The following is a 16,617-nucleotide window of genomic DNA, read 5'->3' as shown; positions in this document are numbered from 1 at the left end:
GTCCGTCCAAATTTCAGGTACTGCCCAAACGTTGGATTGTGGAACGCTCTTTCTCATGGCTGGAAAACTTCAGAAGGCTGACCATCGATTACGAATTCCTTGCTGAAACTGCGGAAGCTATGGTACAACTTGCATTCATCCAAATCATGCTTAACAAATTTATCGAATGAAATCAAAACAGCTTCTAAAAATGTTTTAAAAAAGTAATTCGACGGACGGGGCATAAGAGGCTTAGAAGGTGAGGGTACTTCTTGTTGGCTGCCCCGCGCGGTGCAACTATTTGTTTTCACGCAGGCAATTGTATGGCATATTTTAGGCATATATATGCGTATGTAAACAAACAGTCTAACAAATCTAACAACTAACAATTAACTTTTTTGTTAGTCAGTGTCTTTTCCTAAAATCAGTAGACACATTCGGCGGTTAAAACTGAATAACTGGTCAGGTGTTTTCCTGATGAGGTAGACACCTACACTGATGGCATAGACACCGGCACTGGGAAAGTTAACAGTTAGGTGGAAATTGAAAATGGGAAATTGAGAATTGAAATGAAAGTTTACGGTGCTGCATGGGTATTTTTTATTTTCAACTAATATAAGAAGCTGATAATCAATAGCCGAATACGATTTATCCCGAAATATCCGCTTTGTTAACAGATTTTCACACCATAGTGATGCTCGATTTTTGGCGGACGGAGGAGAATGGTGTACCTTTGCAATATGGAAATTGAAAATTGAAAATGGTGGTGGATGACAAATGAGAGAAAACTATGAAGTATCAACTAAAGAACTTTCAATTTAAAAGTCGTATCTTTGCGGCGCAAACAAAACTTTATGACTTATGGACCAAACTAAGACGATAGCCGCTCTTTTCGATTTCGACGGGGTGGTGATGGATACCGAATCGCAGTATAGCATTTTTTGGAACGGGGTGGGAAAGAAATACCATCCGGAATACGAGGAGTTCGGCAAGATGATCAAAGGGCAGACTTTGCGCCAGATTTACGACCGCTATTTTGCCGGAATGGAGAAGGAACAGGAGGAAATCACGGAGGCTTTAAACCGGTTTGAGGCGCAGATGAAGTATGAGTATGTGCCGGGCGTGGTTGGTTTTATGCGTGAATTGCATACGCAGGGGGTGAAGATAGCCATCGTGACCAGCTCGAACGAGCAGAAGATGCAGAGCGTGTATGCCGTGCATCCTGAACTGAAAGAGTTGGTAGACCGCATTCTTACGGCAGAGATGTTTACCCGCTCGAAACCTGCTCCCGATTGTTTCTTGTTAGGTGCGGAAGTGTTTGATACGGTGCCCGAAAACTGCGTGGTATTCGAAGACTCGTTTCACGGATTGGAAGCAGGCAATGCGGCAGGTATGACGGTTGTAGGGTTAAGCACGACCAATCCGGCGGAGGCTATCCGGGACAAATGCAAGCTGGTTATCCCCGACTTTACTTCGTTCGGATATGAAAAGATGAAAAGCCTGCTTGCTTAATTCGTTAAAAAGCCTTACTTTTGCCGCGTGTATTTGAATTAAACGCAGAGACGCAGAATCGCGGAGCCTGATGTTATTCTCTGTGCTTTTTGCTTTCTCTAAATAAAAACTTTGCGTTTTTGCGTCTCTGCGTTTGATGATATAGATTAAATAAAGAAAGGAAAAAGATTATGGCTGGATATCTTGTTAGTGACGCACGGAAAGTGACGACTCACCGTTTGATGGAAATGAAGGAAAAAGGCGAGAAAATCTCGATGCTGACTTCATACGACTTTACTACTGCCCGCATTGTGGACGAAGCCGGAATGGATGTTATCTTGGTAGGCGACTCGGCTTCGAATGTGATGGCTGGCAATGCCACTACGTTGCCGATTACCGTAGACCAGATGATTTATCATGCACGGTCGGTGGTGCGGGGCGTGAATCGTGCCTTGGTGGTGGTGGATATGCCTTTCGGATCTTATCAGGCAGACCCGTTCGACGGTGTGCGCAATGCGATGCGGATGATGAAGGAGACGGGGGCTGACGCCTTGAAACTGGAAGGCGGAGAAGAGGTGATAGAAGTTATCGGCAAGATTATCGGGGCAGGCGTTCCGGTAATGGGACATTTAGGCTTGATGCCTCAGTCGATTAATAAATATGGTACGTATGGCGTGCGTGCGAAGGGCGATGCGGAAGCCGACAAGTTGTTGCGCGATGCGAAGCTATTAGAAGAAGCCGGATGCTTTGCCTTGGTATTGGAAAAGATTCCGGCTGCATTGGCAAAACAAGTGACCGAATCGTTGCGCATTCCGGTTATCGGCATCGGTGCCGGAGGGGCTACTGATGGGCAGGTATTGGTTGTAGCGGATATGTTAGGTATGACCAAAGGGTTCAGTCCGAAGTTCTTGCGCCGTTATGCCGACCTGAATGCGGTGATGACCGATGCTATCGGGCAGTATGTGACCGATGTGAAGTCGGGTGATTTTCCGAATGAGTCGGAACAATATTGATGTATTATGAAGAAACGCAGATTTTCGCAGATTAACGCAGATTGAATGAATGATTAAATTATTATCTGTGAAAATCCGCGTTAATCTGCGTTTCTAAGCTTAGTTATATTATAGAATGGTGTATGCTGTGGAATAGAAACTTTACCTCGCTTGCAGCGGCAAATGTGTTTTTTCATGCAGCCGTTTACATGCAGTTTCCTGTCCTGCATCGGTGGATGACGGATGTTTGGGGATATACCGGAGTGGAGGCGGCATGTATGGCGGTGGTGTTTGGCTTGTCCCTGTTCGTCCCGGGAGTTTTCAACAGTTATTTGGTCGATACGTTCAGCCGGAAACGGGTGTGCGTGTGGAGTATGATTGTATTGGGATTGGCGACGGTTGCTTATACGGGCGTTTCGTCAAGTTGGCAAATCCTTGTTTTGCGTATCTTGCAGGGAGGAGCGTTCGGGATTGCTTTGATGTCTACGGGCAGTACGTTGGCTATCGACGTGGCTTCCAGTCATCAGCGGGACAGGGCGAACCGGGCTTTTACCTGGTCGGGCATTGTGGGGATGTTAGTGGGTATCCTTATCGGTTTGACGAGTGTGCCGCATCGCGGCTTTGAGTTTTTGTTCAGTTATTCGGCTGCGTTGTTGGTTCCGGCTATCGCGCTTATCGGAAGCGTGAAGGTTTGTTTCCGTGCCCCGTTGGATTTGCCCTTGTGCTCGTTCGACCGTTTCCTGCTTTTCCGTGCCATTCCTCCGGGCGTTAATATGATGGCGGTGCCGTTGGTGATAGGCATGATTTTCGTTTCGGTTTCCGATATTTATTTTTATCTTTGCATGGGGCTTGGTTTTCTGCTCTATTTATTGGTGAGAGAGATTGTGAAGCGTTCTGTGGACGGGCGGATTCAGGTCGGTATCGGGCAGGTATTGCTGATTGCCGGATTGGCGGTCTTGCATAGCCGTGTGGGTGTTTATCCTTTTTGGGTAAGCGGTGCTTTGATTGGTTTAGGTACCGGCTTTTCCATCGGTCAGTTCCTTCAGCTGATGATTTCGCTTCCGTTGCATTGCGAGCGGGGGACGGGGTATCATACCTACCGCTTGTCGTGGGAGCTGGCATTGGCATGCGGCATACTGTTAGGCGTATATTTGCAGGCGCAAGGCGGGGATTTGTTCTTGACCGAATCACTGATAACCGTGGCAGGGCTTTTGCTGTATCTGGCATTTACCAATCGTTATTTCAAGAGACATTATCAGAAACATTAAAAACATAAAAGAATATGGCAGACGATAAAAAGATTATCTTTTCGATGGTGGGAGTGAGCAAATCCTTCCAAAACAACAAACAGGTATTGAAAGACATCTACCTATCCTTTTTTTATGGAGCGAAAATCGGTATCATCGGTTTGAATGGTGCCGGTAAATCTACGTTGCTGAAAATCATCGCCGGGCTGGACAAGAGCTATCAGGGCGAAGTGGTGTTCTCGCCGGGCTATTCGGTTGGTTACTTGGCGCAGGAACCTTATTTGGACGATACCAAGACGGTGAAAGAAGTCGTAATGGAGGGCGTGCAAGCCACGGTAGACGCATTGGCGGAATACGAGGAAATCAATCAGAAGTTCGGATTGCCCGAATACTATGAAGACCCGGAAAAAATGGATGCATTGTTCGCTCGTCAGGCAGAACTGCAAGACATTATAGACGCTACGGACGCATGGAACTTGGACAGCAAATTAGAGCGTGCGATGGACGCTTTGCGTTGTCCGCCCGAAGACCAGCCGGTAAAGCATTTGTCGGGAGGCGAACGCCGCCGTGTGGCTTTGTGCCGTTTGTTGCTTCAGAAGCCTGACATCTTGTTGCTGGACGAGCCTACTAACCATTTGGATGCCGAAAGCATTGATTGGCTGGAGCAGCACTTGCAACAATACGAAGGTACGGTAATCGCCGTAACCCACGACCGTTATTTCCTCGACCATGTAGCCGGATGGATTCTTGAATTGGACCGTGGTGAAGGCATTCCTTGGAAAGGAAACTATTCGAGCTGGCTGGAGCAGAAGACTAAGCGAATGGAGATGGAAGAGAAGGTGGCAAGCAAACGCCGCAAGACTTTAGAGCGCGAGTTGGAATGGGTGCGTATGGCGCCAAAAGCTCGTCAGGCGAAAGGAAAGGCTCGTTTGAACTCGTATGATAAGTTATTGAATGAGGATGTCAAGGAGAAGGAAGAAAAGTTGGAAATCTTCATCCCGAACGGTCCGCGCCTCGGCAATAAGGTCATCGAAGCCAAGCACGTGGCAAAGGCATACGGTGATAAATTGCTCTTCGATGACCTCAACTTCATGCTTCCGCCTAACGGCATTGTGGGCGTAATCGGTCCGAACGGTGCCGGAAAGACTACCTTGTTCCGCCTGATTATGGGCATAGAGCAACCCGATAAAGGTGACTTTGAGGTAGGAGAAACCGTAAAGATAGCCTACGTAGACCAGCAGCATAAGGACATTGACCCTAATAAGACGGTTTATCAGGTGGTGAGCGGAGGAAACGAATTGCTCCGAATGGGGAATCGTGACGTGAATGCCCGTGCTTACTTGAGCCGTTTCAATTTCTCAGGCTCCGACCAGGAAAAATTGTGCGGAAAGCTTTCGGGAGGTGAGCGCAACCGCCTGCATTTAGCTATGGCATTGAAAGAAGAAGGAAACGTATTGTTACTGGACGAGCCGACCAATGATATTGACGTGAACACCCTGCGTGCCTTGGAAGAAGGTTTGGAAGATTTCGCCGGATGTGCCGTAGTCATCAGCCACGACCGTTGGTTCCTCGACCGTATTTGTACCCACATCCTTGCGTTCGAAGGAAATAGCGAAGTATTCTTCTTCGAGGGTTCGTACACCGAATACGAAGAGAACAAGATGAAGCGGATGGGCAACGTAGAGCCGAAGCGCGTGCGTTACCGCAAGCTGATGGAAGACTGATTTAGTGAATAATTAATAGTTGATAGTTAATAGTGAATAACAAAGAGTTATATTCGCTATTAGCTATCAACTATTAACTATTAATTATTAACTATTAACTAATGAACGTTTTTCTTGCCCGCCATGGGCAGACAGAAGAGAACTTGAGCCGGATATTCCAGGGACATTTGCCCGGACATCTTACGGAAGAAGGAAAGCGGCAAGCGGTGGTATTGGGTGAAAGCCTGAAAGATATAGCATTAGATGCTATCGTAAGCAGCGATTTGCAACGGGTGGTTGATACGGTGCGGCTTGCGGTAGGCAATCGGGACTTGCCGTGGGAAAAGAACGCCTTGTTCCGTGAGATAGATTGGGGAAGTTGGACCGGGCTATTCATCCATAGTGTAGACCGTTCCCGTTTACCGATTGATGCAGAGACTCCCGAAATGTTATATGCACGGGCAGGGCGGTGTATCGAGTACCTTCGTGCGCATTATGCGGATAAGTCGGTATTGGTAGTGGCTCATGGTCAGATAAACCGTAATATCATAGCTCAGGCAAAAGGCATTCCGTTGAGCCGTTTGAAAGAAATCCCGTTGATGAAGAACGCATCGGTGGAAGTGCTGAGGCTGTAATAAGCGGAAAGAAAATATGAACACAGAGACACAAAGTCACGGAGAAAATATTTTGTATATCAGGAAGATAAAGAGCTCTGTGCCTTTGTGTCTCTGTGTTTATAAATATAAAACTCACAAACTTAATTATGCACAAGTGTACCGATATTTTCGCCTGCAATTACTTTTTTCAGGTTGCCTACCGTGTCCATGTCGAATACGATGATGGGCAGGTTGTTTTCCTTGCACATGCAGGTGGCGGTCAGGTCCATCACCTTCAGTCCCCGTGCCAATACTTCATCGTAAGTGATGTCGTCGAACTTGGTAGCGGTCGGGTCTTTCTCCGGGTCGGCGGTATAGATGCCGTCTACGCGTGTGCCTTTCAGCATCACATCAGCCTCGATTTCGATGCCTCGCAAAGAGGAACCGGTATCGGTGGTGAAGAAAGGATTGCCTGTACCAGCAGACATGATGACCACTTCGCCGTTTTCCATTGCCTCGATGGCTTTCCATTTCGTATAAAATTCGCCGATTGGTTCCATGCGGATAGCCGTGAGCACACGGGCTTTCACGCCATTAGCAACCAGTGCCGAGCTTAATCCCAAGCTATTGATGACCGTAGCGAGCATACCCATTTGGTCTCCTTTCACCCGGTCGAATCCTTTTCCTGCACCGCTCAGTCCGCGGAAGATATTTCCTCCTCCGATGACGATGCCGATTTGCACGCCCATGTCGTGTATCTCCTTAATTTGCTGGGCATATTCTCCCAACCGTTTTTCGTCGATACCGTATTTCTTTTCTCCCATCAGGCTTTCGCCGCTTAATTTTAACAGAATGCGTTTAAACTTTGCCATATTTCTGAATCTTTTAGTTGCATGTTTTCTGGGCAAAGGTAAAAATAAATCGATAGATAATAAAAAATAACGGGCGGAATGATAGGGGATGAAGTGAATTTTCTTATATTTGCGTCACCTTTCTAAAGTGAAGGAAGGTTCTTATTAAGCGTTTTGACATTATCCGAGTTCAGGAAATCCCCAATTTCACAAAGACAACCCGAGGTAATACGATGCGCTCCGCCTATTGTATCTGTATTTGCCATTGAGACGGATGGCATTTCTTATATATATACAATATATAGCGTGGGGCTTTGTGTATTATTGAGTTGTCGAGTATGGGGATACTTCTGAACAAATAATACCAAAGTTCCCCACGCTTAATCTTATAAATTAGACTTAAAACAACTTCCGGGGCGGGGTTGTGCCACTTATTTTATGAAACCTTTAAAACCGATAGGGTATAACCCTTCTCTTCGAATGGATTCGTTTTTGTGTCCGTTTGTACATTGTTCTTTTTATCGCAGGTTCTTCTGCAAATTATGTGCCATTGTTTCTCCTTTTATTTAAAGTTTACGGCAATGAATGCTGAGGATAAGTTTCATTTGGATGCTGATTTCCGGCAGAATATTTCTGATATGCTGGAAGAAATAGACCGGATGAAGTCGTATTTGCATCAAAGCTCATGGGATTTGATTTTGTCTAAATTAGAACAAATGGAGAAAGAACTTGAAATATTGATGACACTATTTCAGGAAAGTAAGGGTAAATAGTAATATAATGTCGGATTAAGTGACAATATTTCAGTAGGATTAGAATATGGATACATTTGAATTTGAACAGAAATTGCTTTCCATACGTGATGTGCTTCGTTTTTTGGCTTACCGGCTGACGGGAAGTGAGGAAGAAACGGATGACCTTGTGCAGGAAACCATGTTGAAAGCATTGGTCAATAGGGAATTGTATCACAACGACATGAATTTCAATGGGTGGGTATATACCATCATGCGCCATATTTTCATTAATGATTATCGGGCGAAAAGCAAGCGGCCGATGAAGAGTGAGTTGCCTGCGGATATTGATTTGTCGAGTAGGGCGGAGGAGTGCGAAGAGTGGATGGTAGAAGACCAGTATGACAGCATGGATTTGAAAAGGCTGATAAACGGGTTGCCTGAGATTTATCGTTTGCCCATCTTGATGTATCTGAGCGGTTTCAAGTATCGGGAAATTGCGGATAAAGCCGATGTTTCCATTAATACCATTAAAAGCCGTATTTTCTTAGGAAAGAAACTCTTGAAGAAATGGTTAGATGACAGGATGAATCCGGAATAGGGTCTATCTGCTTATGCGTAGGCATATAACTGCTTCTTGATGACGATTAGTAATCGTACTGTCTACACAGTTATATTACATCCCGTACCATTACGTCCATTCTTCCGGATTGATACGTTTTTAAGTAAGCATAGGAAATAAATCGGTAGGTGCGAAAAAAACGCCGCGGCATTTCTGGCATGCGGCGACGTCCGAAAGAGAGAATCCGTTTTTATTTATTAGTCAGTGCTTATTTATCGATGCTTTTGATGATTTCAGATGCGATTTTCGATGAACTTTTGCGGCTGGCTTTACTTAGCTTGGCTTCCTTTTCCAGGTTCATGCAAGTGAAGTAGTTGTTCCCTTTGGTCACTTCGTGCTGGTTGCGGTCGTAGAGCGAATAGCTGACGAAGTGGAACAAGGTGCGTAGCGGGGTGTCTTGCCATTTCAGGTAGTGCTTGTTGAGGAAGAGCACGTAGTCGGCATCCGCTTCGTTTAGCACTTTGTTGTATTGCTCTTTGTTTACCTGGCTCAGGTCGGCGTATGTCTCTTCATCCTCTCCGTTTACTTTCACCTCGTCTACTAACGTGTTTATTTCGGGAAGGTCTTCCGACGAAACGAAGGTATAGTTCTTGTTCTTGTTTCCCGAGATGATATTGTCAGTGATGATGCGGTTGTATGTTTCGCCGATGCTGTCTTCCGGAATACCTGTTTCTTCAGTAATCATCGGAGCAGGGAAGTAGTTCGAACTGACATTGTCTTCCAATCCTACGATTAGTACTTTTACCGTGTTTGCCTCGTTCGATGCATTGTTTCCTTTGTTACTGTCTTCTGCGGATGCGTTTGCCGTGAAAGCCAGGCAGGCTAAGCCTAAAACCGTACTTTTAATCCATGTCGTTTTCATATCTTTCCTCCTTTTTGTTTGATGCTACAAAAATAGGGATGTTGTGTTACATCCCTATTTCCCATGTGTGATAATCCTGTTACAGAAGTTCTTTCGCTTCCAGTGGTTGGTCGGTGGTGATGTAGTCCACGCCCAGCTTGACCAGCTTCTGCATGTCTTCGTTTTGGTTTACCGTCCATGCGTTGACTTTCATGCCCAGGTCGTGCGCTTCTTTCACCCATTCAGGATGTTTGTCGAACACTTTATAATAATAGTCGATGCCGGTCAGCCCTTTTGCCTTGACCTCTTTGGGGGCAATGTCACTTTTTAGGTAAGCGATTTCCGAACCCGGAGTCAGTTTGGCAAGCTGTTCGCAAATGTTCATGCTGAATGAAATATATTCCACCTGTTTCTCCAGCCCGTATTCCTTTACTAATTTCACGCAAGCGGAAGCGGCTTGGTCTTCCAGTTCCTTGGTCTTGTGAGGCTTGATTTCAAGGATAAGCTGGATGTCGGGCAATTGCTTTCCGACTTTCAGATAGTCTTCCAAAGTAGGAAGGGTTTCGCCGTTTTTCAGTTTCAGGTCTTTCAGCTTTTCGTATTCGGTTTCGGCAATGGTCATGCCGGCGATGGTGTCATCGTGGTTTACTACCACTATACCGTCTTTGGTCAGTTGTACATCGAATTCAGAGCCGTACACTTGGGCTTCGGCTGCTTTTTTCAGTGCTGTGATGGAATTTTGTGCAGAGCCTTCTGCTTTCCAGAATCCGCGGTGTGCGATGACTTGTGTTTGTGCTTGTGCTGTCCATGCGAAAAGTACGCAGGCGCAAGTGAGGAAAAATTTTCTTGTTTTCATATTCGTTTTATTGTTTTTTTGTTAGGTGACGAGGTGTCAGTTGACAAGGTTTCAGTTGACGAGGCTTTAGATAGTCTTGAGTATTCAGAACCTTGTCACCTTGTCAACTGGTACCTTGTTAATTTTAAAAAATCAAAACGCGTAGCGCAAGCCGATTTGGAACTGATACGGAGTTCCGTTGAGACTTGATACGCCGGTGTTCGGATTCACGTTGTAGACGAATTGTTTTTTGTCTTGGTCAAAGCTTTTGATGGTGTAGATGTTCTGCTTGCCCAAGGTATGTCCTGCTCCCCAGTCTTTGTTCAACAGGTTTGCCACGTTGAAGATGTCGACCGACAATTCCAGGCTATGTTTCTTGTACAGGTTGAATTTCTTAGCCAGACGCAAGTCAAGTGTACCGTAGAATCCGTTTACGCCACCGTTGCGTTCTGCCACTTTACCGAAACTCTTGCGGATGTAATCTTTCGTGCTCTGTTCCACTTCGGGATTGTTCAGGATATCATTGATTCCTTCGCGTAGGTATTCAGGAGTAGCGGGATCATTCGGGTCGTAAATATAAGCCAAATCATTGGAATTAACAAAGTCACCGTTCAGGTTTCCGCCTACAGCCAGCGAGTATCTGGTTCCGCCGATGCCCGAGAAGCGTGCGCCGATGCTGATTCCCCAGAAGGTAGGAGCCGTACCATAAACCACCACTTTATGGCGGAACTGGTTATTCGAGTAAGTCATCTTGCTTAAGTCACGCGGGTCATCCACTACCATTTGCGAGAGAGTCGCCGAGTTGGCTACATTTCCGTTATACGAAGTGTTGTCTTTCGTATCGTTCCAAGTATAGCTTACCGAAAGCTGACCATCCTTGAAGTATCTCCAGGTTCCTTCTACCACGAAAGCAAACTGGTTGACTTTTCCTTCGCTCACCATTTCGAGCACACGACCTACCTTGTTGGTCTTACGTCCGTTTGCCCAATGCAGTTCTCCATCGGTCGGATCAATGCTTTCAGCTGGTACGTAAACGCCACGGTTGCCTTCGGCGGTAAGGCGGAAATAAGGCTCGTCTACCATATTGCGGTCTACATACATGTAGTTATTACGTCCTAAGGTCATATATCCTCCTACGGTCACTTTCAGACGGTCGTTGAAGAAGTGGGTGTACGAGACATTCGCTTTATAGATAACCGGCACTTTACAATCTGCCCCGTTCAAGTTGATGGTAGAGAGCTTTTCGATGTTAGGGTTATTAAACAGTTCTGCTCCCGGTGCTTTAGAAGGGTCTTGACGATAAGCAGGAAAATCGGGGCGGAGCAGGTTTAGCAGTTCATTATAGTTCTTGTCTCTAGGATCTAACTCAACATCTATAGAAGCGGTACGTGTCCCGTCAAATACCATGTTGTTGATCATCGCATAGTTATTGATATCCGAGGCAAAGATACCTCCGCCCAAGCGGATGATATCTCGGTGTTTGTCGTTAATATCCCACGTGATTTGCAAACGGGGCTGCACTTGGAATGTAGAAAGCCCATTATCGGTACGCAATCCCAATTCATCGTAAACGGTCTGGTTGAACGTTCCTTTATTGAAATAGGTGGCGTTATCCAAGCGGAGTCCGGCGATGATTTCGAATCCGGGGAACGGTTTGGTTTGCAATTGAGCGTAAACGCCTGCATTCATGATGTTTTGCATTACCCGGTCGTTATCCGTCAGATAGAGTTCGCGTACATAACGCGAAGGAGTCAAGCTCTCGAATGCGTCTATCCCGTTGAAGTAGAAGCGTCCGTTGGTTTCGCTTCCGTAGCGTGAGTTCATGTGGGTGTACATCAGATCTACACCGAAAGTATAATTGATGCGTTTTGTGTTGTAGTAGAAATTGTCTACCAATTGAAGCACGTGGTTGTAGAAGTTTTCGGGACAATAACGCTGGCCGCCTAACTGAATATCTGTATGTACGGTTTTGCCGTTTACGGTAGAAGCTACGTTCTGTACGATTGCACGTGGAATGTTGGCGGATGGCAGTTCATCGCCCGGCATCGATTTCTCTAATGTATAAAGGTGTTGCACTTTCAGTTCGTTCGTGCCTCTCGGACCTACTACCGAACGCAGGGTGGCCAGAGCACTGTTGTTTAACGAATGTACGTTTCCATACGATTCATACATTGTGATGCTGGTGTTGTCACTCAATCCCTGATTGTTCATGTCGTTCACAAAGTTATCAGTGAAAGTCAGGAGGTTGGTGGCATTGATTTGCCAGTCTACGCGGGCAAATACAGCATCCGTGCTTTGTTTCTTGTCGAATGCCCCGAATTGTGGTGTGTTTGCCACACCGTATTTGTCACGTGCGATTTGCAGGAAACGGTCGCGCGTGTCCGTGCTCAGGCTGTATCGTTGTTCATCAGTTGCATTATGGATGTCGGCGATGTAGAGTGGACGAGAGTCTGCTTGATGATCCCACGTGATGAAGAAATGTGCGCGGTCTTTTACGATGGCGCCACCCAATGAGGCTCCGAACTGATACGTGGAGAAGTCGTTATCGCGTTTGTTTCCACGGATGTCGTATGGGCTGGATAGCCAATTGGCACGTCCGTACACAAAAGCACTACCTGTCAAGGTGTTGGTACCCGACTTGGTTACGGTGCTCACCGTACCTCCTCCGGCACGTCCGTTGGTTACATCGTATTGGTTGGTTACCACTTTGAATTCGCGAATGGCTTCCATTGAGATGGCGTAAGGCACTCCGTTGCGGCTTGTCGTACTTCCTCCCGAAGTAGGGTTCTTGGCCGTCATGCCATCGATGGTATAGTTGGTAGAAGACGCCAGCTGGCCCGAAAGGCTCGACCCGGTGCTGAGCGGCGAGAGGTCGACTAATGAGGTGAAGTTACGTCCGTTCACCGGAAGCTTCTCCAAGTCCTGTTCGGTCACCGAAGTAGCCGAGCCGGTTGTGGCAATGGTATTCTTTAAGGAGTTGGCAACTACTTCTACGGCTTCTATCGTGATGGATTCTTCTTTCATCTGGAAGTCCACACGCACTTGGTCGCCTTGGTTCAGGGTATATCCGCTCTTGGTCTGGTCGCCATAGCCGATGTAAGAAACCTTGATAGAATACGGTCCGCCCAGCGGGAGCTGTTTGAGGGTGTATTCTCCGTTTTCGTTCGTAATAGATCCGGTAGTAAAACCAGTAGATTCGTTTTTCACTTGCACAGTGGCGCCGATAACACCTAAATTAGTCTCATCGGTCACGATACCCGTGATAACAGCACGGTCATCTTGGGCAAACAAGTATCCTGGTAGGATGAGCAGGATACAAAGAAGCAATAACGCTTGCTTGGTTTTTGTTGTCATCATTTTTAGTTAAGTGTTTGTTAATTTGATGCAACAAAAGTAAAGCAAGCATATTACATCGCCGTGACCGATGTATAAAGAAACGGTGTAGTTTGTGTTACGGGGATGTTACGGATAGAAGTGTATTTTGTTTGGCAATGCATTCGCTTGTGTTTATGTCTGTGCGGTTATATAAATCTGCAAGTAGCAGTTAGATAGAAGTTGTTAAAAGGAGTCAGAAACCTGTACCATAGCGACATCGATTTCTAACTCCTTCAAGTTACATATTATATTTAACATAAGGGCTGGATAACGAATGTAAAACGGTAGTCTCCGTAAGGCATTTGGTATTTTTCCAACGGTTTGGCTCCCCAGCTATTGACACAGCCCAATCCAGCTTGCCGCAAGGCTATCTTAACTACACAGAACTCTCGTGGTATCAGTTCTCCGGAATGTGAGCGATAATCGAATTTGTTTATGCCGTCATCCAAGTCTTTGTCTAAGAAGTTCAATGCACTGCATTCCATGGGTGTCGTGGCATACAGACGTAAACCTTTTCCGTTTTCGTCTTGCATTTCCCAATAACGGATTTCTGTCTTGTTTCCGCTTTCCTGCGGACGGATGTATTCCCAATATTGTTCAGCTACTCGTTGGGTGTATACATCCAGTCGGTTACCTGAGTTCCGGTCAATGTAGTTTTCACCCGGTCCTTTCCCGTAAAAACGGATGTTGCAGAAAGCTTTTGGCATTATCAATTGCATGCCAAAACGTCTTAATTGTGGTTTGAGTTTGGCTTCAGGATTGACGGTCATCGCTTCGTCTATTATCAGTTTTCCTTCCGAAGTCAAGATATAAGTCATTATCAGGTTGGCTTCTGCTTCGGGTAACTTATATTCGGCTGTAATTTTCGCTCCGTTTTCGGTTTCCTGATATTTGAATTGTAGCAGTTCCATAATTGGATTGTGCCATACGCGTGACGTTTTCGGGTAGCCGGCACCGTAATCTTTATCGGTAGGTGCTCTCCAAAAGTCGGGACGGATGGCATATCCTTCTTCAAGCATTGGTTTTCCGTCGATATCGAGATAATCAATCCAGCCGGTATGTTTGTTGAAGGTGACTGATGTGTTGCCTGCTTTTACTTTCAGATAAACAAAAGAACTGTCACAGATGACGTTGGTTTTTTGTATAAGATTTTCAGCTTTCGGATATTCGTATTCGTTTATGATGAATTGTTCTTGGGCAATGGCGAAGCCTGCGTCCAGTAAAGGTTCCGCTTGTTTCAGCACAAAGTCGAGGTTTAACACGTATTCTTTGTGCTTGTCTTGCGGCATTTTGAATCCTTTCAATCGTATGAATTTTCTTTCTTGAGGTTGTATGTTCAGTTCTTCCCATCCCGATGCAATGATTGTTCCTTCTTGTTTTAGTGTCCATACCAATCCCACATGGTCTAATGTCCGGAAGAAATATTCGTTGAAGACTTCGATTTCTCCTTGTTTTAGGTTTACGGGCGATGCCCAAATGTCTTGGTAAAAGTAACGTACTTCATTGGCATCTGGATTCAGTTTCCGGTCGGGATTTACGATACCGTCACTGTTGCTGTTATGGCTACTGGGAGTATAACGTCCGAAATCGCCTCCGTATGCATAGATTTCTTTTCCTTTATGATTCTTTATTCGAAGTGCTTGGTCAACGAAATCCCAAATGAATCCTCCTTGATAATTAGGATATTTCCGTACCAGTTCCCAATACTCCTTGAATCCTCCCATCGAATTGCCGTTGGCATGGGCATATTCACATTGTATCAAAGGACGAGGATTGTTGCTCTTCACATATTCTTCACATCCTTTATAGTCGTAATACATCGGGCAGAAAATGTCGGTTTTCCCTTGTTGGCGTGCAGGTTCATATTGGCAAGGGCGGGTGGGGTCGTATGTCTTTACGAATTCGTATGATTTCTCCGTACTAATTCCTTCTCCAGCTTCATTGCCTATACTCCAAATGATGATTGACGGATGATTCTTATAAGTCATCACGTTGTTTTTATTCCGTTCGATGTGTGCTTTTGTGTAAGCGGGATTTTTTGCCAAATTTCCTCCTTGCAGCACGATGCCGTGGCTTTCGACATTCGCTTCTGCTACTACGTACAGTCCATATTTGTCACATAGTTCATACCAGTATGGATCGTTGGGATAATGGCTGGTATGTACAGCGTTGATGTTCAACTCTTTCATAATCTGGATGTCTTGCAGCATCCTTTCTTTTGTAATAATATATCCGTTTAGTGGATCCATTTCATGCCGGTTCACTCCTTTTATTAAGACGGGCTTGCCGTTGACCAATAATTGTGCGTTTTTTATTTCCACTTTTCGAAATCCTACATATTGGTTGATTGACTCTATGATTTGTGTTTCATCGGTTAGATTTATGTTTAATCGGTAAAGATTAGGCGTCTCTGCTGTCCATTTCAGCGGATTGGAAATGGTGAACGTTGTTTCTGCTTTATTGTCTTTTCCTATGGTCAGTTTTTTTTCAGCAATTGTATTTCCTGCTTTGTCTGTCAGCGTGAGATTGGCTTTTTTCCCTTTGCATGCTGATAGGTTCAGGTTAACTTTCAACACTCCCTCCTGGTATTCATTTGTCAAATCTTGAGTGATGCGGATGTCTTCTATGTGCGATTGGGGGCGTGCATATAAGTACACTTCACGAGCGATTCCTGTGAAACGCCAAAAGTCTTGGTCTTCCAAGTATGAACCGTCGCACCATCTCATTACTTGCATGGCTATCAGATTGTTTTTGCCTGGAATAAGATAAGGAGTCAAGTCAAATTCACCCGGCAGTTTGCTGTCTTCGGTATACCCGACGAATTTGCCATTCACATAGACAGTCAGGTTTGAAGTGGCAGATCCTACATGAAGCAGGATTTTCATGCCTTCCCAGTTGGCAGGAATCGTAATATGTTTTCGGTACGAACCGGTATAATTGTTTTTTTCTTCAATATAAGGGGGATTGTTTTTGAATTGGTTTTTCCAAGCGTATCCATCACTTACATATACAGCATCACCGTATCCGTTTAGTTCAAACAGTCCGGGGACGGGGAATTCATCCCATACGGAATCGTCATAATTGAGTTTGTAGAAGTTTTGAGGAGCTTCGTTGTGATTGGCTGCAAAGTTGAATTTCCATTTACCTTCCAATGACAGGTAACGTTCTGATTTTTCTTTCATTCCGGTGTGCGCTAAGTCTGCCGTTTCGTATGCGAAGAATGCGCTTCGGGGTTCCTCACAGTTTACCCTGTTTGTCTCCGGGTCAATCCAATAAGTTTTTTTCTCTTGTGTATAGGATGGTAAGGTAGCTGCTAATCCTATACAAAGTAATAGTGCAGATTTCATCATATTG

General features: G+C 45.4%; 13 protein-coding genes. 8 read left to right on the top strand and 5 right to left on the bottom strand.

Annotated features, from left to right (window positions below; genetic code table 11):
* The 6 genes from B5F91_RS12750 to B5F91_RS12725 form a co-directional block, all read left to right on the top strand.
* Positions 1-170 (top strand): transposase (locus B5F91_RS12750; RefSeq protein ID WP_144025122.1); only part of this gene is annotated, 170 nt, incomplete at its 5' end.
* Positions 171-840: 670 nt separating this feature from the next.
* Positions 841-1,491 carry an HAD family phosphatase gene (locus B5F91_RS12745; protein ID WP_087429450.1) on the top strand — a complete coding sequence of 217 codons (651 nt, stop codon included), beginning with the start codon at positions 841-843 and terminating at the stop codon, positions 1,489-1,491.
* A 170-nt stretch (positions 1,492-1,661) separates the two neighbouring features.
* On the top strand, positions 1,662-2,483 hold the full coding sequence (gene panB / locus B5F91_RS12740) for a 3-methyl-2-oxobutanoate hydroxymethyltransferase (RefSeq protein WP_087429449.1): 822 nt from the start codon (positions 1,662-1,664) through the stop codon (positions 2,481-2,483).
* A 122-nt stretch (positions 2,484-2,605) separates the two neighbouring features.
* Entirely contained in the window at positions 2,606-3,730 is a 1,125-nt protein-coding gene (locus tag B5F91_RS12735; RefSeq protein WP_087429448.1) for an MFS transporter, read from the top strand.
* A gap of 14 nt (positions 3,731-3,744) precedes the next feature.
* Positions 3,745-5,433, top strand: coding sequence for an energy-dependent translational throttle protein EttA (gene ettA / locus B5F91_RS12730; RefSeq protein ID WP_087429447.1), 1,689 nt, complete (start codon positions 3,745-3,747; stop codon positions 5,431-5,433).
* Between the two features lie 101 nt (positions 5,434-5,534).
* Positions 5,535-6,047 carry a histidine phosphatase family protein gene (locus tag B5F91_RS12725; protein WP_087429446.1) on the top strand — a complete coding sequence of 171 codons (513 nt, stop codon included), beginning with the start codon at positions 5,535-5,537 and terminating at the stop codon, positions 6,045-6,047.
* 122 nt (positions 6,048-6,169) lie between these two features.
* On the opposite strand, the gene pyrH is transcribed toward B5F91_RS12725, so the two are convergent.
* Entirely contained in the window at positions 6,170-6,880 is a 711-nt protein-coding gene (gene pyrH, locus B5F91_RS12720; RefSeq protein WP_087429445.1) for a UMP kinase, read from the bottom strand.
* Between the two features lie 560 nt (positions 6,881-7,440).
* Between pyrH and B5F91_RS12715 the strand changes: the two genes are divergently transcribed.
* Both B5F91_RS12715 and B5F91_RS12710 read left to right on the top strand, forming a co-directional pair.
* Positions 7,441-7,632, top strand: a complete 192-nt coding sequence (locus B5F91_RS12715; protein WP_087429444.1) for a hypothetical protein — start codon at positions 7,441-7,443, stop codon at positions 7,630-7,632.
* Positions 7,633-7,678: 46 nt separating this feature from the next.
* Positions 7,679-8,191: an RNA polymerase sigma factor gene (locus tag B5F91_RS12710; protein ID WP_087429443.1), complete on the top strand. Its 513-nt coding sequence runs from the start codon at positions 7,679-7,681 to the stop codon at positions 8,189-8,191.
* A 229-nt stretch (positions 8,192-8,420) separates the two neighbouring features.
* Here B5F91_RS12710 and B5F91_RS12705 read toward each other — a convergent pair whose 3' ends face one another.
* The 4 genes from B5F91_RS12705 to B5F91_RS12690 form a co-directional block, all read right to left on the bottom strand.
* The gene (locus B5F91_RS12705; RefSeq protein WP_087429442.1) at positions 8,421-9,074 is read right to left on the bottom strand and encodes a hypothetical protein; all 654 of its coding nucleotides are present in this window, start codon (positions 9,072-9,074) and stop codon (positions 8,421-8,423) included.
* Between the two features lie 79 nt (positions 9,075-9,153).
* Positions 9,154-9,909: a glycerophosphodiester phosphodiesterase family protein gene (locus tag B5F91_RS12700; protein WP_087429441.1), complete on the bottom strand. Its 756-nt coding sequence runs from the start codon at positions 9,907-9,909 to the stop codon at positions 9,154-9,156.
* Between the two features lie 132 nt (positions 9,910-10,041).
* The gene (locus tag B5F91_RS12695; RefSeq protein WP_087429440.1) at positions 10,042-13,245 is read right to left on the bottom strand and encodes a carboxypeptidase regulatory-like domain-containing protein; all 3,204 of its coding nucleotides are present in this window, start codon (positions 13,243-13,245) and stop codon (positions 10,042-10,044) included.
* A 269-nt stretch (positions 13,246-13,514) separates the two neighbouring features.
* A complete protein-coding gene (locus B5F91_RS12690; protein ID WP_239416437.1) occupies positions 13,515-16,613 on the bottom strand; it encodes a glycoside hydrolase family 2 TIM barrel-domain containing protein in 3,099 nt (1,032 codons plus the stop codon).
* Positions 16,614-16,617: the final 4 nt, after the last annotated feature.

Source organism: Bacteroides sp. An322 (assembly GCF_002161765.1).
Taxonomy (GTDB): domain Bacteria; phylum Bacteroidota; class Bacteroidia; order Bacteroidales; family Bacteroidaceae; genus Phocaeicola; species Phocaeicola merdavium.
The sequence above is the reverse complement of the archived record's forward strand: the minus strand, read 5'-3'. Positions and strand labels throughout refer to the sequence as shown.